The organism is Anaerovirgula multivorans, from assembly GCF_900188145.1.
Lineage (GTDB): Bacteria > Bacillota > Clostridia > Peptostreptococcales > Natronincolaceae > Anaerovirgula > Anaerovirgula multivorans.
This window is the reverse complement of record NZ_FZOJ01000011.1, coordinates 44,284-69,981: the sequence shown is the minus strand read 5'-3', so window position 1 is coordinate 69,981 and position 25,698 is coordinate 44,284. Positions and strand designations below refer to the sequence as shown.

The 25,698-nt window shown below is 36.3% G+C and carries 24 protein-coding genes; 22 read left to right on the top strand and 2 right to left on the bottom strand.

The window, feature by feature from the left end:
- The first annotated feature begins 46 nt into the window (after positions 1-46).
- From CHB72_RS12610 to CHB72_RS12590, 5 genes are all read left to right on the top strand, one after another.
- Entirely contained in the window at positions 47-502 is a 456-nt protein-coding gene (locus CHB72_RS12610) for a hypothetical protein (RefSeq protein ID WP_089283240.1), read from the top strand.
- Between the two features lie 378 nt (positions 503-880).
- Entirely contained in the window at positions 881-1,204 is a 324-nt protein-coding gene (locus CHB72_RS12605; protein ID WP_089283239.1) for a coiled-coil domain-containing protein, read from the top strand.
- Between the two features lie 178 nt (positions 1,205-1,382).
- A complete protein-coding gene (locus tag CHB72_RS12600; protein WP_089283238.1) occupies positions 1,383-1,721 on the top strand; it encodes a flagellar protein FlaG in 339 nt (112 codons plus the stop codon).
- A 223-nt stretch (positions 1,722-1,944) separates the two neighbouring features.
- Positions 1,945-3,135, top strand: a complete 1,191-nt coding sequence (locus CHB72_RS12595) for an S-layer homology domain-containing protein (RefSeq protein ID WP_176431352.1) — start codon at positions 1,945-1,947, stop codon at positions 3,133-3,135.
- Between the two features lie 218 nt (positions 3,136-3,353).
- Positions 3,354-3,566, top strand: a complete 213-nt coding sequence (locus tag CHB72_RS12590) for a hypothetical protein (RefSeq protein WP_089283236.1) — start codon at positions 3,354-3,356, stop codon at positions 3,564-3,566.
- A 58-nt stretch (positions 3,567-3,624) separates the two neighbouring features.
- Here CHB72_RS12590 and CHB72_RS12585 read toward each other — a convergent pair whose 3' ends face one another.
- Positions 3,625-4,908, bottom strand: a complete 1,284-nt coding sequence (locus CHB72_RS12585) for a PAS domain-containing sensor histidine kinase (protein WP_089283235.1) — start codon at positions 4,906-4,908, stop codon at positions 3,625-3,627.
- A 337-nt stretch (positions 4,909-5,245) separates the two neighbouring features.
- Here CHB72_RS12585 and CHB72_RS12580 point away from each other — a divergent pair, with 337 nt between their 5' ends.
- From CHB72_RS12580 to CHB72_RS12525, 12 genes are all read left to right on the top strand, one after another.
- Complete coding sequence (locus tag CHB72_RS12580) at positions 5,246-5,635, top strand: hypothetical protein (RefSeq protein ID WP_089283234.1); 390 nt, start codon at positions 5,246-5,248, stop codon at positions 5,633-5,635.
- A gap of 215 nt (positions 5,636-5,850) precedes the next feature.
- Complete coding sequence (locus CHB72_RS12575; protein WP_089283233.1) at positions 5,851-7,458, top strand: PocR ligand-binding domain-containing protein; 1,608 nt, start codon at positions 5,851-5,853, stop codon at positions 7,456-7,458.
- Positions 7,455-8,195, top strand: coding sequence for a response regulator transcription factor (locus tag CHB72_RS12570; RefSeq protein ID WP_207652549.1), 741 nt, complete (start codon positions 7,455-7,457; stop codon positions 8,193-8,195). Before CHB72_RS12575 ends, CHB72_RS12570 begins: the two co-directional genes overlap by 4 nt.
- Before the next feature lie 129 nt (positions 8,196-8,324).
- Complete coding sequence (gene ilvD / locus CHB72_RS12565; RefSeq protein ID WP_089283231.1) at positions 8,325-9,995, top strand: dihydroxy-acid dehydratase; 1,671 nt, start codon at positions 8,325-8,327, stop codon at positions 9,993-9,995.
- A 145-nt stretch (positions 9,996-10,140) separates the two neighbouring features.
- Positions 10,141-11,169 carry a TRAP transporter substrate-binding protein gene (locus tag CHB72_RS12560; protein ID WP_089283230.1) on the top strand — a complete coding sequence of 343 codons (1,029 nt, stop codon included), beginning with the start codon at positions 10,141-10,143 and terminating at the stop codon, positions 11,167-11,169.
- Positions 11,170-11,233: 64 nt separating this feature from the next.
- Positions 11,234-11,728, top strand: coding sequence for a TRAP transporter small permease (locus CHB72_RS12555; RefSeq protein WP_089283229.1), 495 nt, complete (start codon positions 11,234-11,236; stop codon positions 11,726-11,728).
- Positions 11,728-12,975 (top strand): TRAP transporter large permease, encoded by a 1,248-nt coding sequence (locus tag CHB72_RS12550; RefSeq protein ID WP_089283228.1) that lies wholly within the window; start codon positions 11,728-11,730, stop codon positions 12,973-12,975. The genes CHB72_RS12555 and CHB72_RS12550 overlap by 1 nt, the downstream gene beginning before the upstream one ends.
- 856 nt (positions 12,976-13,831) lie before the next feature.
- Positions 13,832-15,022, top strand: a complete 1,191-nt coding sequence (locus CHB72_RS12545; protein WP_089283227.1) for an ABC transporter substrate-binding protein — start codon at positions 13,832-13,834, stop codon at positions 15,020-15,022.
- Between the two features lie 103 nt (positions 15,023-15,125).
- Positions 15,126-16,019, top strand: coding sequence for a branched-chain amino acid ABC transporter permease (locus CHB72_RS12540; protein WP_089283226.1), 894 nt, complete (start codon positions 15,126-15,128; stop codon positions 16,017-16,019).
- 3 nt (positions 16,020-16,022) lie between these two features.
- A complete protein-coding gene (locus tag CHB72_RS12535) occupies positions 16,023-17,078 on the top strand; it encodes a branched-chain amino acid ABC transporter permease (protein WP_089283225.1) in 1,056 nt (351 codons plus the stop codon).
- Positions 17,078-17,881, top strand: a complete 804-nt coding sequence (locus tag CHB72_RS12530; RefSeq protein WP_089283224.1) for an ABC transporter ATP-binding protein — start codon at positions 17,078-17,080, stop codon at positions 17,879-17,881. Before CHB72_RS12535 ends, CHB72_RS12530 begins: the two co-directional genes overlap by 1 nt.
- Positions 17,874-18,590: an ABC transporter ATP-binding protein gene (locus tag CHB72_RS12525; RefSeq protein ID WP_089283223.1), complete on the top strand. Its 717-nt coding sequence runs from the start codon at positions 17,874-17,876 to the stop codon at positions 18,588-18,590. The genes CHB72_RS12530 and CHB72_RS12525 overlap by 8 nt, the downstream gene beginning before the upstream one ends.
- Before the next feature lie 61 nt (positions 18,591-18,651).
- Here the strand turns inward: CHB72_RS12525 and CHB72_RS12520 are convergent, their stop codons facing one another.
- The gene (locus CHB72_RS12520; RefSeq protein ID WP_089283222.1) at positions 18,652-19,491 is read right to left on the bottom strand and encodes an aminotransferase class IV; all 840 of its coding nucleotides are present in this window, start codon (positions 19,489-19,491) and stop codon (positions 18,652-18,654) included.
- A 194-nt stretch (positions 19,492-19,685) separates the two neighbouring features.
- On the opposite strand from CHB72_RS12520, the gene fliD reads away from it, so the two are divergent.
- The 5 genes from fliD (at position 19,686) to CHB72_RS12495 (ending at position 25,588) form a co-directional block, all read left to right on the top strand.
- Positions 19,686-22,454 carry a flagellar filament capping protein FliD gene (fliD, locus tag CHB72_RS12515; RefSeq protein ID WP_089283221.1) on the top strand — a complete coding sequence of 923 codons (2,769 nt, stop codon included), beginning with the start codon at positions 19,686-19,688 and terminating at the stop codon, positions 22,452-22,454.
- A gap of 20 nt (positions 22,455-22,474) precedes the next feature.
- On the top strand, positions 22,475-22,855 hold the full coding sequence (gene fliS, locus CHB72_RS12510; protein ID WP_089283220.1) for a flagellar export chaperone FliS: 381 nt from the start codon (positions 22,475-22,477) through the stop codon (positions 22,853-22,855).
- Positions 22,856-22,863: 8 nt separating this feature from the next.
- Positions 22,864-23,343 (top strand): flagellar protein FlgN, encoded by a 480-nt coding sequence (locus CHB72_RS12505; protein ID WP_089283219.1) that lies wholly within the window; start codon positions 22,864-22,866, stop codon positions 23,341-23,343.
- Positions 23,344-24,198: 855 nt separating this feature from the next.
- Positions 24,199-24,735, top strand: a complete 537-nt coding sequence (gene hpf / locus CHB72_RS12500; RefSeq protein WP_089283218.1) for a ribosome hibernation-promoting factor, HPF/YfiA family — start codon at positions 24,199-24,201, stop codon at positions 24,733-24,735.
- A 250-nt stretch (positions 24,736-24,985) separates the two neighbouring features.
- The gene (locus tag CHB72_RS12495; RefSeq protein WP_278277839.1) at positions 24,986-25,588 is read left to right on the top strand and encodes a DUF5317 domain-containing protein; all 603 of its coding nucleotides are present in this window, start codon (positions 24,986-24,988) and stop codon (positions 25,586-25,588) included.
- The last annotated feature ends 110 nt before the right edge of the window (positions 25,589-25,698 follow it).

Here is a 25,698-nt window from a genome sequence, read left to right as displayed (position 1 = left end):
ATGTATAATTAATGTAACGTGAAGTGTATGTAAAGGTGGTGTAGATATGGATATAGAGATGTTAAAAGCTATTGAAAATTTGTTGGATCAAAAACTTGAACCTATTAGAACCGACATAAATACTATGAAGATAGACATTGGTGAAATGAAGACCGAAATCAATGAAATGAAGACCGAAATCAATGAAATGAAGACTGACATAAAAAATCTAGACATTAGACTTGGAAGAGTAGAAAATAAAACAGATAATAATACTGTAATACTTGAGGACATGAACAAAAAAATTCGAATTCTTGCAGAGGTTCAATCTTCTTTTCAAGAGCAGTTGGGAAGAAATAAAGATAAAGACGGTAAATCATTGTCAGATAGATTGGAAGTTATAGAATTAGCCGTTAAAGATACATCATCAAGAGTAAAAGATGTACAAAAAGACTTAATAAGAGTGGTAAGAGCTACAGCAGAAAACTGGGCAGAAATAATAGAGCTAAAATCTGTTAAATAATGAAAGATTTTTTCTGTGTTCAAAACCATTAGTGTTCAATAAATGAATATCACATCCATTAGGAGGAAACATAGACATCAAATTGTAATCAGAAAGTAAAGTTGAATGTTAAAAATCACTAACAAAAAAAGGACACCTCCCAGGTAGAAATACTTGTGAGATGTCTTTTTCTTTCTTTTTTGATAATTCTTCTGTTAATATATTTCTAGTGAGGAATTGGTCTCCTTAGTGAATTTGACCTTTACTATGGTGAATTAATAAAAAGAACACAAAAATTCATTTTTATTTTAGACAATATAGTGTAAAATAATAGCATAGATTAGTTTAAAGCGTGATGTGCGAAAATTAAGAAATACAGGATGTAGAAAGGAGCTTTCCATGGAAAATTTATTGAAGGAAATACTGGCGAAAATTAATAGCATGGACAATAAGATTAATGCTATGGACAATAAGATTAATAGCATGGACGATAAGATTAATGTTATGGACAATAAGATTAATACACTTCAATCAGATGTAGAACATCTTAAAGTAGGACAAGAAAAGATTAAAGATCATCTTATGGAACTAGACAGCAAAAATGCAGATAGACATCTTACCATAACAGGAGAAATTGAAGATCTTCGGCGAAGCGTAGGATCCCTAGAAATTATCACATCGAAAAATTGGAATGACCTTGCTAGACTGAAGCATGTCAAATAAATTTCAACAGAATCGTATTACCAGAAATATAAAATCCTTTATAAGAGAGATTGTGGTTACTTTTATGGTTAATCGATAGCACTCTGAGAAAAAATTTTTAAATCCCTACTAAACTCTTCATCTAAGACATCCGATATAATATATAGAAACATTTGTGAAATTATAGGAGGGAGCCTATATGAAGGTAGAGGGAGTACAGTTAAACTCAACTTTTGCTGTAAGCAACACTTTAAGGCAAGGAAGCCAGCAAGCAGTGAGACAAGATGCTACGGCAAAGGAAGCAGGAATACCTAGTGAAGAGCAGGTAGTAAAGGCAATAGAAAGGGCTAACAAAAGTTTTGAGCCCTTTGATCGACGGTTTGAAATTTCAGTGCATGAAAAAATGAATGCTGTTATGGTAAAGGTAATAAATACTATGAATGATGAAGTGATTAGAGAAATACCGCCAGAGAAAATATTGGACATGGTGGCCTATATGCTTGAGGTTGCAGGAATTCTTATTGATGAAAAAGTATAAATAGAAGCAAAAGCAAAAAAGGGTCCTTTAAATGAAAAGGATTCTTTTTTATTGTGGATTTTGTAGATTTATTGTGAAAAAATTAGCAAAAGTTGCCTTTAAAGAAGAAAAATGTGATAATAGTGAATTATGCGATTACTATAAGTATAACGCTAGATGGACTAGCTACCACTACTAGTTTTTCAAGCTAGTGGAAGAATCAAAAAAAACTGGAGGTGTGAAGGTGAGTAAAAGAAAAAAAGGGATCACTTTTATTCTAATCTTAACATTACTCATAACGACGGGATTAACACAGAGTTTTGCAAATGGAAATTTGAGTCATGAAGAAATTGAAACGGTCATTGAGGAGGTAGCAAAAGAAAAAAACATTCCCTCTGTGATTCTTAAGGCAATTGCTTGGAAGGAAAGTAAGTATAATCAATTTGACAGCAATGGAACCCCCTTTATATCCAATGGGAATACGGGAATTATGCAGATCAACCGAATACATAGGCATTTAGATCAGGAAAAGCTAAAATATGATTTAAAATATAATATTGAAGCGGGGGCAAATATTTTACTGGGTAGGTGGAATGCTAGTGGAAGCATTTATCCTATTGTAGGAGATATGGATCCTAACGTACTGGAGCATTGGTACTTTGCTCTCTGGGGATATAATGGATGGGTGGCTAGAAATAATCCTAATGCATCAGGGAAAAAGGCTTTCCAAGAAGAGATATTTGAATTAATAAGAGATAAATACAATCAACCTATTACTTCTATTGACACCAAGTATTTACCAAGTAGTGGTTTGCCAAAGGACGATTTATGGGTACCTACCCCCAAAGATCACCATTTTGGAGACCTCAATGGTGACGACGAAGTGATTTTTAAAGACCTGATAGATCATCCAAAGCAAGAGTATATAGAGGAATTGTATTCTATGGGTATCGTAAGTGGTGTTAGCAGTGATAAGTTTCAACCTGACGGCCATGTAACCAAAGAGCAAATGGCGAAAATCGTAGTAGATGCTCTAGGTATAGAAATAACAAAAGGGAAAAGTGTTGGTAAAGACTGGAGTGACGTTTCCAGTTGGGCAAAGGATTATGTAGCTACAGCCCATCAATATGGAATTCTCTCCACCGATGAAGAGGGTAACATCAAGCCAAAGGAATTTATTACAAGAGAAGATACCATTATGATGTTATTTGATGGATTTAGAGAAGAGATAATCAATGAGGAAGAATTGATGGTACCGATAGACTACGAGGATTTCAATGAAATAAGTCTTTTAGCATTAGATAGTGTAGCTTATTTTATAGGTAAAGATGTACTGACAGTAGAGGAAGATAACTATCTATTGCGGCCGCAGGATCCTATCACAAGAGGAGAAATGTGTAAGCTTATGTATAAGATAATAGAAAACCTTTATTAAAGCATTATTGATACTAAGATAACCATAAACCATTGTTTTTTACATAGAGAATGCCCTTTTAAAAAATTTATACCTGAATGAAATAATAGCAGCATGTGGAGAATAGTACCTATTATGGGAATAAAATATTGTCTAAAAAGCGAGTAGAAACATGTCCTATGGATACAACTAAACATAGATGTTTTGACATCAAGTATGTATTCATAGGAGAGGATAAAATGAATTTAGAGGGCAACAAGGGAAACAACGTAATTTCCATGGAGGCGCAAATAAAAAGTGTTCAAAAACATTTACATAAGATTCCTTTAAACTATCGAGAATCCAATGCTGTCACAGATATGGTGATGATGAAGGACTATCATGGAATTATTATGCTCTTGAAAAGAAAAGGATATAGCTTTGAAGATATAGAAAAGGGAAATTTTCACTAATACTAGAATAATAAGGAGCATCTTAGATGCTCCTTTATACGTTTTTAGATGTCAGAATCTATAAATAAATATCAGAAAACTCTACTTTAATCTTTTCGATTTGATCTCTTTGTAAAAAGCATTCTGAAGGTAAAGAGCATTCATCTTCTACAGTATGCTGAGGAAGATGAATGATAAACTTGGTACCTCTCCCTACTTCACTTTCTACAGAAATAGTGCCTTGATGCATCTCTACTAAAGATTTCACAAGGGCTAACCCAATGCCAGTTCCTTCATGGGAACGGGTAAAGGATCCATCCACCTGAACAAAACGCTTAAAGACAGAATTCAACTTATCTTTAGGAATACCTACTCCTGTATCCTCTACAACGATCTTCATAGCTGTTTCTGTATGAATGAGCTCAATATGAATCTTACCGCCACCGGGAGTAAATTTAGTAGCATTAGATAAAAGATTTAACATGATTCTTTCAATTTTATCAGTATCACATGCTATGACTCTCTTAGTGCAGTCGCTATGGAAGGTTAAGGATAAATCTTTGTTTTTAACATAATCCTTAACGGAGGAGACGATGGACTCTATGATCATCACAATGTTGTAGTTATGTAAATCTAAATGGAAGTAGCCAGAATCAATTTTTGTGATATCCATAAGATTGTTTACAAGTCTTATCAAACGATTACAGTTTTGTCGCATGGTTTTTAAATGTTTATTTAGTTTCATTTTAGTAGGATCTTCTATTTCCATATTTGACAAATATAGTTGTAATAGCTGTTGGGTGCCTAATATAATGTTTAGTGGGGTCCTCAGCTCATGGGAAATATTAGAAAAAAATTCCGTTTTTATTTTTTCTTGTCCCTCTCTCTGACGATGCAGTTCCTCAAGAACTCTTCTTTCTGTAATATCTCTGATGATCCCTTCTACTGAAACCATTTTTCCTTCTTCGTTGTAGATAGGATGATTATATTGTTCTAGCCATATGATTGTTCCATCTTTTCGAACGAACCTTAACACAGAAGGTTTTTCAAAATCATAATCTCCAGTAAAAATATTTTTTAAGATAGGATAATCTTTAGGATATACGATCTTCGAAGCGAGGGCGGAATCCACATAATATTCTTTAGGAGTATAGCCAGTAATTTTTGTGACGGAGGGACTGATATATAGAAAGTTAGCCTCAGGATATAATTGATATAAATAAATAATATCCTGTGCGTGATCAGCTAGCAGCCGAAAATGTTCCTCTGTAATTTTTAGTTTTTTATCATTATTTCTGGAATGTTTAAGTTTTTCTATGGTTTTAGGTTTGAAAATAGGACTGTTTAAAGGACTTTCCTGCATCAAAATTCCTCCTGAATATAGTTTTACATGATGAGTGTGCGACTAAAAACAACACATTTCAACATTATTCTATAACTAATTTCGACAAAAAACCGCGTTTTCCTGTGGGAATGCAAAAAAATTAACAATATTATGCAATAATTTTGTGCTTTCTAATAGGATTCCTCAAGGAGCAATGAAGGATTTTTGCAAAAAATGTCGAATTGGGAATATATGAAGAGATTATCTAAATGAATTAAAGGAAAATGAAATTCAAAAGATATTAGAACCCTATAAAATCTTAGATTACTTAAGGCATAATTTAATGACACAGACGCAAAGGTATGAGGTGATACTAATGAAATTAACTAATTGTCCAAAGTGTGGGAGACTCATCAAGGATGAGGGAGAAGGAGAAATACTGTGTAGTCGGTGTGCTGTAGAGGAAGGGGAACCTTATAAACTTGTACGTCAATACGTTTATGAGCATCAAGGGGCAACCATACTAGAAGTATCCCAGGCAACCGGGGTTAGTGAGAGGTTGATTTTAAAGTATTTGAAGGAGGGAAGATTGTCCCTGCTGGAAAAGAGAAGCTTGTTGCTCTACTGTGAAAAATGTGGTGTTTCTATAGATCGAGGCAGTATTTGTGGAATGTGTCTAAAGAAAGAGCTTCAAACAAAGGAGCAAAGCGGTTATGGTGAAAGTAAGCAGGCTACTGTATCTGGCTTTGGTAGGAGAAGAAGATGATTTTAAAAGGTGTTTGAGAAGTATAGGTGACTTCTTGAAGACCTTTTTTCATGAATGGGAATTAACAATAGGTTAAATCTTCATAAAATTACATTTATTTGTGGTATCACAATAGGTTTATAAAGGATTTTTAGGATGAGGAAGAAAAGAGAAAATGGTATAATGAGTATAGGAGTAATAATCGACAAAAAATAACAAGTTTTAGAGGGGATCAAATGAAATCAAAAACATATAATGACCGTAATGCTATGAGGCCAGTAAAACAGTACTTTGAGTGGGGCACGGTGAAATGGCTTCATGAGCCTGAGGATGTAGACAAAGGGAAACTAATGGTGGGACACATCACTTTTCTTCCTAACACAGAGCAGAAAAAACATCTTCATACAGGAGATGAACAAATATTATATATTTTATCTGGCAAGGGGATCCAGTGGGTGGATGGAGAAGAATATCCTTTATCCTATGGAAAAGTATATCATATACCTCCCTATGCGGAGCATGCTGTTACTAATTTAGGTAATGAACCATTAGAGATGATCATTGTCTATAACGCCAATAGTATGAGTTATGGAGAAATACTGCCACCAGTGGAGTTCTCGAAGCGATATGCTATTGACAATTTAAAAAATATTATTGATTTACCTATGCTACAAAAGGTACAGGATAAGTTTTCTGAGGGGTCTCAGATGTCTATTGTCATTAAAGATGAAAAGGGAGAAATTATTACTGAGCCTAGTAATATGGTAGATTTTTGTCAGCTTCGGTGCAAGTATGACAACAATTGTCATTTAAAAAACAAAGGAAGGCTTTATAAAGAAAGTGAGACGCAAGTAAGAAGCTGCTGTTTAGACCTTGTTACCATCTACACCCCTATCTTCGTAGGGGACACCTATATAGGCAACATCAGCTGCGGTCCTGTTTTATTAAATGAGCCTTCAGAAAAATCTATAGAAACCTTGAAAAAGGAAATGCAAAGGGATGGAAATGAGGGATTGTTAGCGTCCTATCTAAATATAAGAATACTTACAAAGGGACGACTGCACGCAATTATGGAGTCTTTAACCACGATGAGTCATTTTATTGTAGAATCCGGTATCAATAATTTAGCCCAAAAGGAGCTGCACCAAAAGACGATACAAGTAATGGAGGAGCATAGAAAACAGATTGAGCTGGAGAAGGCCCTCAATGAAGTAAAAATGGAGGCACTACAGGCTCAACTCAGTCCTCATTTTTTATTCAATACCCTCAGTGTTATAGGAGAGTTAGCCTATATGCAGGGGGCAAAAGATGCAGCAGAAACTACCTTTGCCCTATCTAATCTTTTACGGACTACCTTGAAGCGCTCAGAGGAGATGGTAAAGGTACAGGAGGAAATTGATTATATTAAGGATTATCTCTTTATCCAGAAGAAGAGGTTTCACCATCTGATCCAAGAAGAAATTGATATAGCAGAAGAGTTGTTGGAGGTAGAAGTGCCCTTTATGATTCTGCAAATATTGGTAGAAAATACGATTGCCCATGGATTGGAAACTACGGGAAAAGAAGTAACGATTCGGATAGAGGGAAGAAAACAGCAGAACTATATGATTCTAAAGGTAACCGATAACGGCTGTGGTATTAAAGATGAAGGAATGGAAAAGCTCTTTGAGAAAAAAAGTGAAACGAAGGAAGGAACCGGGATTGGCTTAGTTAATTTAAAGGAACGATTTACCTATTATTATGGGGAAGATTATGAATTTAAAATAGAAAGCCAATGGGGAGAAGGTACAAAGGTGCTGATGAAACTACCTATCAATGGGAAAAAGAAAGGGCTAGAAGAATGAAATTATTAATCGTAGATGATGAAAAGATGATGAAGGAATATACAAAATTTGTTATTCAAGAAGAAAATTTGCCTATTACTGTATTTGAGGCCTCCAACGGAGAAGAAGCCATAGCTCTGGCGGAAAAGCTTCAGCCAGATGTGATTTTTATGGATATAAAGATGCCTCAGGTCAATGGTTTGGAGGCTACAGAGACCATCAAGCAACAGCAACCTTCAGCAACCGTCATTTTTCTATCCGCCTATGATAAGTTTGAATATGCACAAAAAGCTTTAAGGCTAGGAGCCTATGATTATCTTTTAAAGCCCATACCCCCTAAGGATTTAAAGAATTTGTTGAAAAGGCTTCTAGATGATCAGAAGCAACGACAGGCAGCGGTTCCTCAAGAGGAAAAACAACAAGAGATCTATGAGGATCAAGTGATTCTAAAGGCAAAAGAATATGTAGAGGATCATTATCACAGTAAAATTCATCTGCAGAATGTAGCAGACTATGTGGGCTTAAGTTCCACTTACTTTTCAAAATTTTTTAAGCAAAAGACAGCGGTAAATTTTTCTAACTATTTAAACCAAGTAAGAATTCAAAAATCAAAGGAGCTCATGCGGAATCCTAATCTAAGCTTAAATGAAATTTCCTACAGAGTAGGATATGAAGATTTAAGCTACTTCAGCATTGTATTTCAAAGGTATGAGGGGATTACTCCCACTGGATATAGAAGACAGCTTATGACAAAATAATAAAAATAGGACAAGAATTTCAAAATTCTGCATAACAAAAGATTCGAAATATTTAGCTATATACTAAATAGTTTTGGATCTTTTGTTATGTTAAAGTAGATAAATAATAATAATTAAGGGGCTGATCATATGAAAAAAGTAAATGAAACCTATCAAGGTGTAGATCGGGCACCCCATCGTTCTCTATTTTATGCTATGGGGTATCTGCCAGAAGATTTGAAAAAACCATTAATTGGTGTAGTCAATGCACACAATGAACTGATTCCAGGACATTTTCACTTGAATGAAATAGCTCAGGCGGTAAAGCTAGGGGTAAGTGCGGCTGGAGGTACACCTATGGAATTTCCTGTTATAGGGATATGCGATGGCATCGCCATGAACCATAATGGAATGAAGTATCCTCTTTCCACCAGAGAGCTAATTGCCGACTCTATTGAAGCCATGACGATAGGACATCAGCTTAATGGATTGGTTCTAATAGGAAACTGCGATAAAATCGTGCCGGGGATGATGATGGCTGCGGCTAGATTGAATATCCCTGCTATCTATATCAGCGGAGGCCCAATGCTAACAGGAAGTCATAAGGGTAAAACAGTAGACTTAATAAGAGGTGCTTTTGAAGGGGTAGGGGCTCATGTAGAAGGGAAAATTTCTGCTGAAGAATTAGAAGAAATAGAAATGCAATCCTGTCCTACCTGTGGTAGCTGTGCCGGGATGTTTACCGCCAATACCATGAACTGTCTTGCAGAAGCGCTAGGAATAGGTCTGCCGGGTAACGGAACGATACCTGCTCCTTATGGACAAAGAAGGCAATTGGCAAAAAGAGCTGGGATTCAAATCATGGAGCTGATTAAAGAAAATATTCGACCAAGAGACATATTAACACTGGGAGCCTTTAGAAATGCTATTGCAGTTGATATGGCCATTGGTGGTTCCTCTAATACCGTATTGCATCTCATGGCGATTGCCAATGAAGCAAGGATTCCTTTGGACTTAGAGGAATTTGATAAGGTCAGTAGAAAGGTTGCCAACATTGCTAAGCTAAGTCCTGCTGGGGCCCATAGTATCAACGATTTGAATGAAGCTGGAGGCATTTCTGCCGTCATTAATCAGTTAATGAAGGCGGGATTAATCTATAATGATGAAATAACTGTCACAGGCAAAACCTTAGGAGAAAACGTAACAAAGGCAGAGGTTTGGGATACTGATGTCATAAGAGCTATAGAAAAACCCTATAGCAAAGAAGGTGGTATTGCTATTCTAAGAGGTAATCTTGCTCCAGATGGAGCTGTCGTCAAGCAATCAGGAGTAGAACCTGAGATGATGATGCATAAGGGTCCAGCAAGGGTTTTTGAATCAGAGGAAGAAGCTTATGGGGCTATTATTAATAAGAAAATTGTATCAGGAGATGTAGTCATCATTCGATATGAGGGACCAAAGGGTGGTCCTGGCATGAGGGAAATGCTAAGTCCTACCGCAGCAATCGTAGGAATGGGCTTAGAAAAATCTGTTGCTTTGATTACCGATGGACGTTTTTCAGGAGGTACAAGAGGACCTTGTCTAGGACACGTTTCTCCAGAGGCATCAGAGGGAGGACCTATTGCCATTGTTCAAGAGGGAGATATCATTGAGATTGATATACCGAATAGAGTCTTAAGGGTGGACTTAACTGATGAAGAAATTGAAAGTCGTCTAAAGGATTGGAAACAGCCACCTTCAAAAGCAGAGGAAGGAACTTATTTGTATAGATATAGCAAATTAGTTACATCTGCCAGCACAGGCGCGGTGTTTAAATACTAAATTAAACCGGGTGGAGAGAGAACTCCATCTCTATAAAAGCCATAGGTAAAATGACCATGCTGAAGGCAGGGGAGGACTCTGTCCTCCCGTAAAATACTTGATCAAATATAAATAATGAGACGTAATTATTTAAGGGGGAAGAATGATGAAAAAGAAATTGAGTGTTTTATTATGTATGCTTTTGGTGCTAACCCTGTTAGCTGCCTGCGGAGAAAAACAGCCAGCACCAGCAGCTGGAGGAGAAGAACCTGCTGCAGAAGAGTTTGAACCAGTGAAATTTCGGTTAGCCCACGTTGTTAATGAGAATGACAGCTTCCACACCGCTGCTGTTAAGTTCAAAGAGTTAGTAGAAGAAAGAACTGAAGGAAAAGTAGAAATAGAAATCCATCCAAATGCTACGCTAGGTGATGAAAGAACATTGTTAGAAGGTATGCAGATGGGAACAGTGGATATGGGGGTTATTACCAATGGGCCTATCGCCAACTTCGTACCAGAGGTAGCTGTATTTGAATTGCCTTTCCTATTCAGTAATCGTGAAGAGGTTTATGGTGTGTTAGACGGTGATGTAGGACAAGAGATTCTAGGTAAGATGGAGAACGTTAACCTTAAAGGCCTTGCTTTTGCAGAAAGAGGATTTAGGAACTTAACAAACTCTAAGAAAGCAGTAACCACGCCTGATGATATGAAGGGGCTAAGAATAAGAGTTATGGAAAATCCAGTATATATCGATACCTTCCAAGCGCTAGGTGCAAACACTGTACCGATGGCGTGGACAGAAACCCTTACAGCTTTACAACAGGGTACCATCGATGGACAGGAAAATCCAGTAGTAGTAATTCACTCCTTTAAACTGGATGAGACACAAAAACATTTATCCTTATCAAGACATAGTTATTCACCAGCTACCATTATGATGAGCCTAAACGCATTTAACAAGCTTCCAGTAGATATTCAGGAAATTATGGAAACATCTGCTCAAGAAGCAGCAGTATATGTAAGAGGTGTTAATACAGAAGAAGAAGAAGTTCTTTTACAGGAATTAAAGGATAGAGGCATGGAGGTTACAGAAGTAGACGTGGCCGCTTTCCAAGCAGCAGTACAATCAGTGTATGAGAAATATAGAGGACAATACGGAGAATACATGGATAAAATTCAAGCGCAATTAAATAAATAACATTGTTTGAAATTAGCCTTGGTAGTGATTTGCCAAGGCTAATTCAAAAATAAGGGGGTACACAATGAAATTAACCTATTATTTAGGAAAGATTAGTGATCTGTTGGATTGGATGATTATAAGGGTTGTCTTTCTAGGAATTGTAGGGATGATTGTTTCTATAAGCCTTCAAATCATTTTTAGAGTGTTTTTTAATGCCTTGGTTTGGACGGAAGAGGCTGCAAGATACTTGTTAGTTTGGAGTAGTTTTTTAGGAGCAACACTTGCCTATAAAAGAAAGATGCATATCGCTGTTACCTTTGGTGTAGATTTGCTGCCTAAGACATTGAGGAAAGCAGTTACTTTATTAAGTATATTCATATCTTTAATATTTTTTGGGACATGTGCCTATTATGGCTTTCAATTAATAGCTATGCAAAGCTTTCAGTTATCACCAGCCCTAAGGCTACCAATGAAGTATATCTATTTGGGAATTCCACTCAGTTTTATTGTGATGTTTATTCATGGAATAAACTTGATCGTTGAAATGATTTTTGACCAAGGGGAGGTGGAGGCTTAATGGGAGCTCTTATCTTTATTTCTTTTTTGATTTTTATGATAGTAGGTATTCCTGTAGCGATTGCTATTGGACTGGCCTCCTTGGTAGTACTAGTAAAGGAGGGAATGCCTCTAACGGTTTTGGTTCAGAGAATGTTTGCAGGTACAGATACCTTTCCCCTAATAGCAGTTCCCTTTTTCATTTTAGCAGGAGACCTGCTGGCAAAAGGCAGGGTATCGGGAAAATTAGTGGAATTTGCAGATTCTATCTTCGGATTTCTTAAAGGGGGATTGTCAGTAGTATGTGTTCTGGCCTCCATGTTTTTTGCTGCTATTTCCGGATCAGGTGCCGCCACCACCGCAGCGGTAGGAACACCCCTCATACCCGAACTAAAAAAGAAGGGCTATGATGAAGCTACTTCAGCTGCCTTAATTGCTGCCAGTGGAACGATAGGAGTAGTTATTCCACCCTCTGTCCCGATGATTTTATATGCAGTCATTGCTGATCAATCAGTGGCAAAGCTGTTTTTAAGTGGATTTTTACCTGGATCCCTGATGGGTTTGATCTTAATTGTTTTGGCTATAAGATATGCCTATAAAAATAATTATCCCAGAGGCTCTGCCTTCTCAATAGCAAATGTAGTAAAAACCTTTAAAGAAGCTATTTGGGGAATATTAACGCCAGTCATTATATTAGGAGGAATATTTACAGGATTTTTCACTCCATCAGAAGCAGCGGTTATAGCGGTGAACTATTCCTTGTTTGTAGCCCTATTTATTTATAAGGATATGAAATGGAAGGATGTATTTCATATTATTTGCAGGTCTGCTATGACAATGGCGGTGGTTATGTTTATTATTGCTACCTCTAGTATTTTGAGTTGGGTACTAGCTTATTACAGTGTTCCTACAGCTATTGCCAATGCAGTATTATCTCTATCCAGCAACAAGTATGTGATTATGCTTTTAATTACACTGGTGATTGTTATAGCAGGAGTATTTATGGAAACCGCTTCTGCGTTGATTATATTAACGCCAGTATTTTTACCTTTAGTGAGTGGGTTAGGTATCGATTTAATTCACTTTGGTTTGATTATTGTAGTGGGCTTAGCGATTGGTATGATTACACCGCCAGTAGCCATTAATCTTTATGTAGCCAGTACTGTAACAGGGCTGCCGATTGAAAAAATCACAAGGTCTATTTTGCCCTTCATGTTAGGGTTGTTGGCAGTGCTATTGTTGATTGTATATATACCATTATTTTTCTAAAATGATTTTTAAAATTAGTGAAATTTAAAAGCTATGCGGCAAGTAAAAACTTGCCTGCATAGCTATTTTTATATACTAGGAAAGTAGAACTTTCCTAGTATATAAAAATAGGGGTTGTAGGGGATGAAATCCCCTGCCCGCCTTCAGGAAGGTGCTCAGACAGCTTTGCTGTCGTCGAAGGAAACCTAGGGTTTCCTAGCGAAAGCATCGAAGATGCTTTTTTTAGTACATCAGATCTACTGCATCCACATAGAGCTCGTGAACAAAGAAAAACCTTCTTATTTTTATAGAAATACTTTCACTATTAAAAGGGATGCTTTTATTGACATATAGCTTTACTCCGTCTACTTCATGGATGTCAAATTTCTCTTGGCTTTTGCTGGGTTTACCCGCCAAAACTGACGGTAAGCTAGGAGCAATTCAACAATTTTTCAAGTCTACAGTATCTATTACTAAGCTATCGATAGATTTTTTTTCTAGATATTTCTTTACTTTCTCTGTTAGGACAAATTTCATAGGGCTTGCTCCTCTCCACATCCATATAAATAAGATGATTAGTTACTATGATTATACCACAGAACACAGATGCTAATCTTTGTTTTTTAAACTGTAGAAGAAAACAAAAAAGAGTTGTCCTAAAAAAGTTTTGTAAATTTCCAGAATTTATATTATAATGTTAATATTAACACGAGGTAGACATTTGTCCATTGCTAGAAAACAGTTTTTTAAAACATATATTTGTACAAGATCTCATAATATATCATTATGAGCTGAGTTCTTTAGCTAAGGCTAGAGAGTTCATATAAAAAAGAAGATGAATCATGAAACACACATTAAAATTTAAGGGGGAATTTATGTGAAGAAGTGGTTATCTATTTTGTTAGTGATGCTTCTAGTTTTATCACTAGGACTAACAGGCTGCAGCAGTAATGCACCAGCTGAAGCACCAGCAGATGAGACACCAGAAGAGGTTGCAGACGATGATGAAGTAATCAGAATTGGTGTATTTGAGCCAATTACTGGGGCTAACGCCGCTGGTGGAGCGTTAGAAGTAGAAGGTGTGAGACTAGCAAATGAATTATATCCAGAAGTATTAGGTAAAAAAGTTGAATTAGTTATTGCTGACAACAAATCTGACGTTGTTGAAGCGGCCAGTGCTGCAGCAAGACTTGTAGAAAGAGATAAGGTTACAGCTATTATCGGAAGCTGGGGAAGTGGGTATTCAATAGCGGCTGGAGATATTGTTAGAGATGCTAGAATACCAGCAGTTGCTGCATCAGCTACAAACCCACTAGTCACTCAAGGAAATGAGTATTATTTCAGAGTATGCTTTATTGATCCTTTTCAAGGGACAGTAATGGCAAACTATGCATTTAACAACCTTGGTGCTAAAAAGGCAGCCATTATTCAAGAGGTTTCTAATGATTATGCTGTTGGCTTAGCTAAATTCTTTACTGATTCATTTAGAGAATTAACCAGTGATGAAGACTCTATTATTGAAGTTGCCAACTATAATACTGGAGATCAAGATTTCTCCTCACAGCTATTAAATATCAGTTCTAAGAATCCAGACGTTATTTTTGCACCTGGTAACTTTACTGAGTCAGCGTTGGTAATCCAACAAGCTAGACAATTAGGAATTGATGTTCCTATCATCGGTGGAGATACTTGGGAAACACCTGAGTTTATAGATATTGGGCAAGAGTTTGTAGAAGGGGCTGTATTCTCAACCTTCTTTACATCTGAAACACCTATTACAAAAGAGTCTGAAAAATTCTTAGATACTTACAGAAGCAAATACAACAGAGAACCTGCTGCTGTTACAGCGCTTGGATACGATGCCTACATCTTAATCCTAGATGCTATTACTAGAGCTAACTCAACAGACCCTGTTGCAATCACACAAGAAATTGCTAAAACTCAAGGGTTTGAAGGAGCTGCTGGTATCATTACATTAGATGTTAATGGTGATGCTGTTAAGAGTGCAGTTATCAAAACCGTTAAAGATGGTGAATTTACTTACCTAGATACGATAGAACCTTATTAGACAGGCAATTTAAAATAGTACGCTTCCCTCTTTTTGGAGGGAAGCGTAATTATGTAATATACTAGGGGAATTAGTATGTAAATTCTAATTAGGTGGTGGACATATGACTTTTGATTTATTTATGCAATATTTGACGAATGGTATATCACTTGGAAGCTTATATGCACTTATTGCTATTGGTTATACAATGGTTTACGGAATACTGCGATTGATTAACTTTGCCCATGGGGAAATTTTTACAATGTCCCTTTATTTTGCTTTTTACGGAGTTACTGTTTTTAGTATGCCTTGGTATATTTCTTTTGCCGTAGCTATTCTGATGACGGCAGCATTAGGTATGCTTGTGGAGAGAGCTGCCTATAAGCCTTTAAGGGAATCTCCGAGAATCACCATCATGGTATCAGCCATTGGTGCTTCTTTCTTTATACAAAATTTGGCCATCGTACTTTTTGGCGGCAGGCCAAAGGCTTTTCCTAACGTAAGACTGTTAACAGGCGTGATGCAAATCGGCGCTGTATCTCTTCAAAGATTAACATTAATTATTCCAGTAGTAACCATTATCCTTTTATATACACTATTATTCTTGGTTCATAAGACAAAGACAGGTATGGCGATGCGGGCTGTATCTAAAGATCATGAGACCGCTAGATTAATGGGAGTGGATGTGAATAGAACCATAACAATTACCTTTGGAATAGGATCCATCTTAGCGGCTATTGGAGGAATTATGTGGGGTGCGAAATTTCCTCAAATTCATCCAGTAATGGGGGTTATGCCTGGCTTAAAATGTTTTATTGCTGCTGTTGTAGGGGGAATTGGCAATATTACAGGTGCGGTAATAGGAGGTTTTATTTTAGGGGTAGGAGAAATTATGTTGATTGCCTTTTTACCAAACTTAACTGGTTACCGTGATGCCTTTGCTTTTGTATTGTTGATAGTGATTCTACTTATCAAACCTACAGGTATTATGGGAGAAAAAATTTCGGAGAAGGTGTAGACGATGAAGAAGAGAAATATAATATTGACCATCTCATGTATTGCTTTGTTGGCCTTGTTTATATGGTATGCCGATGGTAGCTTTGATTCCTATCAGAAGCGTATTTTAAACCTATGTGCGATTTATGTTATATTAGGCCTCAGCATGAACTTAATTAATGGATTTACAGGATTATTTTCATTGGGACATGCTGGTTTTATGGCGGTGGGGGCCTATACTACGGCGCTATTGACCATGACGCCAGAAAGCAAAGCAGCTACCTTTTTTCTAGAGCCGATTGCAGCTCCTTTAGCGAATATCACAATGCCCTTCTTTATGGCATTGTTACTTGGAGGATTGTTATCTGCTTTTGTGGCCTTCTTAATTGGAGCACCCACCCTTAGATTAAAGGGAGACTACTTAGCGATTGCAACATTAGGCTTTTCAGAGATTATTCGTATTATCTTTACCAATACCCAAAATATTACCAATGGGCCACTAGGTTTAAAATCCATACCAAACTTTACGAATCTCTGGTGGAGCTTTGGAACCATGATTTTTACGTTGGTAGTCATGATTGCCTTGATTAATAGCAGCTATGGAAAGGCCTTTAAAGCCATTAGAGAAGATGAGATTGCTGCAGAAAGCATGGGGATTAATCTATTTCAACATAAGGTAATGTCCTTTGTCATTGGTGCCTTTTTCGCCGGTATTGGAGGCGGTTTATTAGGTAATCTATTAGGCGCTATTAACCCTATGATGTTTAGATTTATCTTAACCTTCAATGTTTTGCTTATTATTGTTTTAGGTGGAATGGGAAGTGTTACGGGAACAGTGATTTCTGCATTTGTTGTAACATCTGGTTTGGAATATCTAAGAGTCTTGGATGAGTCCATTAACCTTGGCTTTATTAAGTTTGAAGGGATTGCAGGACTGAGGATGGTAGTATTCTCAACCCTATTAATGATTGTAGTTATTTTCTTTAGAAATGGTTTAATGGGTACTAAGGAATTTGGCTGGGATAAATTTTTCAACTTCTTTAACAGAAGACCCTTTAGTAAAAAGGGGGTAGGACAATAATGACATTATTAAAAACAGATCATATCACCATGAGATTTGGTGGTTTAACAGCTGTAAAAGAATTTAATTTAGAAATTAATAAAGGAGAAATTGTCGCCTTAATTGGACCCAATGGTGCCGGTAAAACGACTGCCTTTAATATGATTACCGGTGTGTATCGACCAACAGAGGGACAAATATTTTTTAATAATCAAGAAATTACAGGATTAAAATCCCATGATATTACTAAGCGGGGGATGGCTAGAACCTTTCAAAATATCCGTTTATTTAAAGAGTTAAGCGTATTGGACAATGTATTTATAGCCAATCATTTACATTTAAAGGCCAATTTACTTCAAGCGGTGGGTGGAAAAATGTATCCGGATTTTTTAGATAAACTATGGCAGCCAAAATATAAAAGGGAAGAAAAAGAGATTTTGGAAAAGTCCTATATGCTATTGGAAAAAGTAGGATTGCTGGATCAAAAGGATGAAAAGGCCACCAGTCTTCCTTATGGCTTACAGAGGAAACTGGAGATTGCTAGAGCTTTGGCAACCAATCCACAGCTGCTTTTATTGGATGAGCCAGCAGCTGGAATGAATCCAAAGGAAACCAACGATTTAACAGGATTTATAAGACAAATCCGAGAGGATTTTGATTTAACCATTTTCTTGATAGAGCATCATATGCAGGTGGTTATGGATATATCCGATAGAATTTATGTGTTGGATTATGGTATTACTATTGCTGAGGGTAACCCCTATGAAATTCAAAACAATCAAAGAGTAGTCGAAGCCTATCTGGGGGTGAGCGAGGATGCTTAAGATACAGGATTTGAAGGTTTCTTACGGAGGGATTCAGGCTTTAAAGGGTATTAGCTTAGAGGTAGAAGAAGGAAAAATTGTTGCTCTAATCGGTGCCAATGGAGCAGGGAAAAGTACAACCCTACGTTCCATTGTAGGCTTAGTAAAGCCAGAATCAGGAATGATTACTTATCATGGTGAGAATTTAGCTAAGGTACAAACGAAGGATTTGGTAAAAAAAGGTATTACCCTTGTACCTGAAGGCAGAAGAGTTTTTCCTAACTTAACCGTGCTGGAAAATTTAAAAATAGGAGCTTTCTATAGAAAAGATGAAAAGAATGTTAAAGAGGATTTAGAGTGGGTTTATAGCCTATTTCCACGATTAAAGGAAAGAACCTGGCAGTTGGCAGGAACTTTATCTGGCGGAGAGCAGCAGATGCTGGCGGTAGGAAGGGCATTGATGTCTAGACCAAAGCTGCTGATGATGGATGAGCCATCCCTAGGTTTGGCGCCATTAATTGTGAAGGAAATATTCAATATTATTGAAGAAATTCATAAACAGGGAGTAACCATTCTTCTTATTGAGCAAAATGCCAATGTATCCTTAAAAATCGCTCATCAAGCCTATGTTATGGAGACAGGGCTGATTACTATAGAGGGTACAGGTAAAGAATTATTAACGAATGAAGAAGTGAAAAAAGCATATCTTGGTGAAAGTGTTCATGGCTAGCATGTGTTGATGTGTTGTAAAGATTAAGATAGTAGTAGGGGTGGACGTTTCTGTCCACCCTTTAAGATTTTGTTCTAATATAGTTTTCTATCAAATCGTCATAAGCTTTCCGCACTTCAAGTATGATAGGATTTGCTGCTGAGTTATAGTGAATGTCATCTACGGTAGCGATTGGTAGTACCTTGGGAGAAGTACCGGTCATAAAAATGCCATCGGCAGACTTTAAGAAATCTACAGATAGAGGCGTTTCTTCTATTGTAAGTCCTAAGGTTTTGCACAAGGCAATAATACGATTTCTTGTAACGCCCATAAGCACCTTTTCCGCAGGGGCGGTACAAAGATGATTACCCTTTACTACAAAGATATTTGACCGACTACCTTCAGTAATCTGATGATGTTGATTTACTAAAATCGCCTCAAAGCCGTGAGACTCCCTAATGGCTTCCTCCACCCTTTGGCGAAAATCCTTTAAAACAACTTTAGCATTAGGATTTTCTCTTTCTCCATGATAAAGTATAGCATGTACCCCCTTCTCATATTGAGCTTCCTCTGGATAGTTGCTTTGAATAAAGAAAAGAAATACGTTAGGAGTTGGGGTATGAAGATTGTTAACAATCAACTTAACGTTATAGTTATGGCATTGATTGATCTTAATTAATTTGCAGATTTGCTTTTCCATATCCTCTTCAACGATGGAAAAATCAAAGCCTAAAAGTTTAAAGGATTTATTTAATCTTTCCAGATGTTCTTCCAAAAATAAGGGGATACCATCAATAATACGAATTACTTCATATACTGAAGTTGTTTTAGTAATGTCGCTAGGATGAAACTCTTCAGCAGGAATAATTCTATTGTTTATTAGAAAATAGTCTTGATGTACCTCTTTATGACTTCCCTTCATAAATGACACCTCCATCTATTAAGATAATTTTATCATCGAAATGCTAAAGTGAAAAGGAAAAACATTAAACTTTTATGACAAACCTTCCGATATAGTTAGTATAAGAAGTATGATGAAAATTCCTACAAGGTGCTTATAGGAATAGAAAATAGAAAGTAAGCAATTGTAGGAGAATTTAGGGGAGGAGTGGAATTATGGTTATGAGAATTGGTGGATTAGCCTCTGGTTTAGACACAGAGTCAATTATCCAGACTTTAATGAAGACGGAAAGAATTCGACTAGATAAATACTTACAAAAGGAGCAAAAGTTAAAGTGGAGACAGGATACATTTTTTAATATCAATCGTACAATGGCGAATTTCATTTTAGATACTCGCAAAACTCTTGGTCTGACCACCAGCACCAGCACAGGTACGCTATTGTCCAATAGTTTAACCAACTTAAATTGGGTAAAAAGTGCTACCTCTAGTAATGAGAGCGCTGTAAAAGCAACAGCCAATGCCAATGCTATGGCAGGAACCTATGAGATTGAAGTAGAGCAATTAGCTGAAGTAGCTAGCATCTCAAGTGAAAGTTTGAATGGTTGGCTGGATGAAAACTTAAAGTTTAAGGAAAATGATATCCTTAAAGATGATCAAAATGTTACTTTTAGAGTGACGACTAAAGCCGGTAGCCAAGATATTACTATAAAGAAAGGTATGTCTATCAATAATTTAGTGAACCAGCTAAACAATGCTAAAGCAGGAGATAGTGACAAAAATCTAGGAATCAGAGCTACTTATGATGCAGGATTAAATAAAATGTTAATCTCCACGAGAGAAACTGGTAGTAGTAATTTTATTACTGTAGAGGATGTTACAGGAAACTTTGCTGAGGAAATATTTAAACTAGGTAATGGATTAATTCAGAGCGATGAGGCAATAGATGTTATTCCGCAAAATGGAGAATTTAAAGTAAAGATTGACGGAGAAGAAAAATTCATCGATATAATTAAAGGAGAGACTTTAGAAGCATTTGCAGCTAGGGTCAATGAAAGTGACGAGTTTAAGGGGTATGTAAGAGCCTCAGTGAACAATGGAAAGTTGACAATTATGGCTATCAACGATGCTACAGTAGAAATCGTGAAAGAAGATGGCGTTCCTGGCGCAACAGACATTTTAAAGCTTCAGGAAGGTCCTATTAATAGAAGTGCTACTGGAGGAACTGTGACGGCAAAATACCTTCAAACAGGATCCTTTGCTATTAATGTGGCAGGGACGGAACATATCATAGAAGTAGAAAAAAATTGGACATTAGGGCATTTAGAAGAGGCTATTAATATGGAGTTAAATGGTGTTGTCAGTGCTTCTATTAATGCAGATGGAGGTTTGGTATTAACTAAGGCTGAAGAGACAGTGGAGACTGTAGAGATAGTGGCTGGAGATTATGCTCAAAACTACCTAAATATTCCTGCTGGAGAAATCACAGAATCCGTTGCCAGTACAGACACCATTGAGGCTAATTATGTGGCTGCTGGATCCTTTACAATGGAAATTAATGGACATGTGCATACTATAACTATTGGAGAAAATACTAAGTTTGAAGATTTGGCAGGTAAAATTAATCAGCAACTTCAAGATGAAGGAATTACTCCAGACATGATTGAGGTGACAACATCAGATAATAATCGATTAACTCTCAATATCAATGGGAATACTAAAGTGTTACTTGGAGAGATTACTACTGTGCCTCCTGATGAGCCTTCTAACTATCTTAGAGATGCCTTGAAGCTAGATATTGGACCCATTGTTGGTACTTCAGAGGGAGATATAGTTAATAAAATAGAAAAAGAAGCGAGCGATGATTTTACTATTAAAGTTGATGGTCAAAATGTAGAGATCAACTTTTCAGAAGGCAGCTTAGATGATTTAGCAGCCGCCATTACTGAGCAGACAGGAGGTAAAGTAACGGCCTCCAATGTAGATGGCAAGCTACAGCTAGAACTTACTGGTGCCAGTGAAGCAGAAGTTTTGGGAACATATGCTTCTGATGTCTTAGGATTACCGACAGGTGAAAAGATGACCTCTCAAACAGGTCAAGATGCAGTGATTAAATTCAATGGAGAGACTGTAGAAAAATCCACTAACGATTTTACTGTCTTCGGAATCAATCTACAGCTTCAAAAGGCAGATACTACAGCTACTATAAGAGTAGACACCGACGTAGACAGCGTTGTAGACAAAGTAAAAGGCTTTGTTGAAGAATATAATGCATTAATTGACATGGTCAATGGACTAACAACCGAAAAAACCTATAGAGACTTCCAACCATTATCAGATGAAGAAAAAGCAGCTATGTCAGAAAAGGATATTGAATTATGGGAGGAAAAGGCAAAAAGTGGATTATTAAGAAATGATCCTGCTTTAACACGAATGCTACAGGACATGAGAAGCAGTTTATACGAGAAGGTTGAAAATGTATCAGGTAGCTTTAATCATATTACGCAAATAGGTATCACCACAGGAGCCTATCAAGATGGTGGGAAATTAGTCATCGATGAAGAAAAACTTAGAAAAGCCATAAGCGAAGACCCAGATGGTGTAGTAGATCTATTATTCAAAAGCCCTGCCAGTGGTCTAGAGGACAAAGAGAAGATGCAGGATTCAGGACTAGTTCAAAGGATCTATGATGGTATGATCAACGGCATGAAGGAGGTTATCCGTCAATCGGGACCAGGAGATGATGCCAGTCTTTTAAGAAATGTCCGTTCTAATATCTTACTTGACTTTGTAAGCGATCAGTCTTCCATTAGTTTACTGGATAGGGATTTGAAAAGTCTTAATAGTAGAATTGTTAGAGAGCAAGACATGTTAACTAGAAAGGAAAATCGCTACTGGCAGCAGTATACCGCTTTAGAAAAGGCTTTGTCGCAGATGCAAAACCAGGGTTCTTGGATGACGTCACAGCTGGGATCAGGACAGTAAAGAAATAGGGGGTAATGATGATGGCAATACAAAATCCATATAATCAATACAAACAAAATGACGTAATGACAGCTTCACCAGAAAATTTAACATTATTACTCTATAATGGAGCTTTAAAATTTGCTCATCAGGGCAAAATTTATATAGAACAAAAAAACATTTCAAAAGCTCATGAAGCAATCACAAGGGTGCAGGATATTATTCAGGAACTAAATGTTTCTTTGGACATGCAGTATGATATATCCCAAAACCTTAGGGCACTCTATGTCTATATACTGGAAAGTTTATTGGATGCTAATATTAAAAAGGATACAGCTGTATTAGATGAAGTTATAGGGATGGTTACAGAGCTTAGAGATACTTGGAAGGAAGCTATGAAAATAGTTAAAACTAAGAAATAGGTGATTCAATGAAAATAGAAGAAATCATCAATTATCTTCAACGACTTAGTGATGCAAAATTTGTATTGATGGAGAACTTGCTAAAAATCACTGGAGAGCAACATAGGGCCTTAGAAAAGGAAGATTGGGAGGTAATGGACAATCTTATCCAACAGAAACAAAAAATAATGGACAAGATCGATCTTTTAGACAAGGAATTTATTGAAAAATATGATATTCTAAAAAAGGATCTTGGGATAAAGGAGCTTCAGGAAATAGACCCAGAAAAACTACCTGGTGTTGAAGAATTGAAGAAAAAAATCAACAGAATTTTAGAAGTAGTCAAAAAAATACAGGAACTAGATCAAGAAAACACACAAAAAATAAAGAAAAATATTACAAAGGCAAAGGAGAACTTAAAAACAATTAAAACAGGTAGAAAGGCCTTTGAAGGATATAACAGCTCATACAGAGAAACTTATTCAATCTTTTTTGATAAGAAAAAGTAATAAGAATAAGATAAATAATCAATGTACCTGCCCCCTTGATTATCGTAATGGGAATAAATAGTATAAAAGATGCTATTGAGAAGAAAGGTGGTATCATGTATAATAGAATAGAATATAGACTATACAATTGAAGGTCTGTGGTTGCAAGTCCAAGCCAGTCGCAGGCAAAAGGACCCACGTAAGATAGTAAAAATCGCTATTGAGCATGGTGCGGCTTAGAGGTAAGTCCTGCCGGAGTAGTGCCGAGAGGAGTAGTAGTGATGGTGAACCCAAAGCAAACCTTCCAGCAGGCGAGTGTGGGGGCAAAGACCAGGTCAGCTTCTGCTGTACTATATTCGCTATTTAGAAAGCTTTGACAATTTGTCGAGGCTTTTTTTATTGCAAAAAATTTTCTGCAGAGAGTATTGTATGAAAAAACCGTGTTTTCTGTAAATAGTTCAATTAATAAAGTTATAGAAAAAATAGAAAATTTGTATAATAAATGATAAATATGTAATTATAAATATATATCAAACTTGTCCCCAATTATTCACATAAATATTCACACAGCCATCCTATTGAAATTAAGGTTATCAACAAGGTTATACACATTGTCCACAAAAAACTCATAAACATATCCACAAAATTAAGAGTTTTCATAAAAGAAAAGGATTGAAATATACTGACTATTTTGGCAGACAAATTCATATACTAATTTAAAACAAATTTCTTTAATTTCTCAGAAAAAAGATTTGTTTGACAAGCACTATTGCTGGGTAACTATAGATACAAATACATCTTTAGCTAAAGCGTTGTTATCATTTTAAGCTGCAGGGTTTAGCTTAAATATTATAGATGGGGAAAGGAGCTGGAGATATGAAGGTTATAGTAAGTGGAAAAAACATAGAAGTAACCGAAGCCTTAAAGGAGACAGTAGAATCTAAAATCTCTAAGCTAGACAAATACTTTAATGAAGGAGCTGAAGCGCAGGCCACCCTAACGGTGGAGAAATCTAGACAAATTATTGAGGTCACAATTCCTATTAATGGTTCTATTTTAAGGGCAGAGGAATCTACCCACGACATGTATACTTCTATTGATAAGGTAGTAGATAAGTTGATTAAGCAACTAAGTAAGCATAAGACAAAAATGGAGAAAAACCGAATAAATAATTATGAGACGATTCGATTTGAAAACATTAATATCCTTGATGATGAACAAAATTTCGAGCCTAAACTTGTTAAAACCAAGAAATTTGCTTTAAAGCCAATGGGTTCTGAAGAAGCTGTTTTGCAAATGGAATTAATCGGACATAACTTTTTCGTATTTGCTAATGCCGATACTGATGAAGTCAATGTCGTTTATAAAAGAAAAGATGGGAACTATGGTTTAATAGAACCTGAGTTTGATTAATAGATATATATATCATAGAACAGTAGATTTTTCTACTGTTCTATTTTTTTATAACCAATAGGAAATTATAAAGATTCTAAATTTATTTTGACAATTTAAAATTTGCATTATTGGTTTCAAAAAAGTCAACCTATTAAATCTTTAAAAAGAGGACTTTTTTATTTAAAAACTTGCAGGAAAAAGCATTTATTTATAGAAAAAAGAAATATAGGTAGAAATATGTTAAATTCTGAAGGGTCGTGATCGCTTGGTGTTAGAAGGCATTATTTTAGGAATTCTTGTAGGGAGATTCAGAGGGGGCAAGTTTAAACGATTAGGTACTTCTCTTTTTAAATTTTCGTGGATCATCTTTTTATCTTTTGCGTTACAGTTAGGAATATCTATTATGATATCTCTAGGTCATCCCTTTGTTATCCAATATAGAATGATTTTATATGTATTATCCTACGTACTTTTGTTTCTGGCGTTATTTCTTAATATGCAATTCAAATGCATGTGGTTTATTATGATTGGTGCAATAACTAATTTTGCAGCAATCATGTTAAACGGAGGCAGTATGCCGGTGGATATGGGGATCTTAGAGCGAAATGGCTTTCAAAATATGTTGAATTCCATTAGGATGGAGGCATTGCCTCAATACATACCTCTCGAAGAAGCTGGACTTTATACCAGCTACTTAGGAAAAAGATTATCTATGCCGGCTATGTACCCATTAAAGCAAATATTTAGCGTAGGAGATTTATTAATGGTAATTGGTATTTTTTTTCTTATACAAAATATGATGACCCCTTCTATCTATAACAGAACCTCTAAAATCATTCGATTTGATCATAAAAGCAGGGTATTTAAATAATGGAAACTAACAAAATCTCCTTAAAACGGGAGATTTTTTTATGTTATTGTGTTAAAAATAGATAAATGATAGAATAATATGATAGACAGATGACATAAGACTAAGGTTGC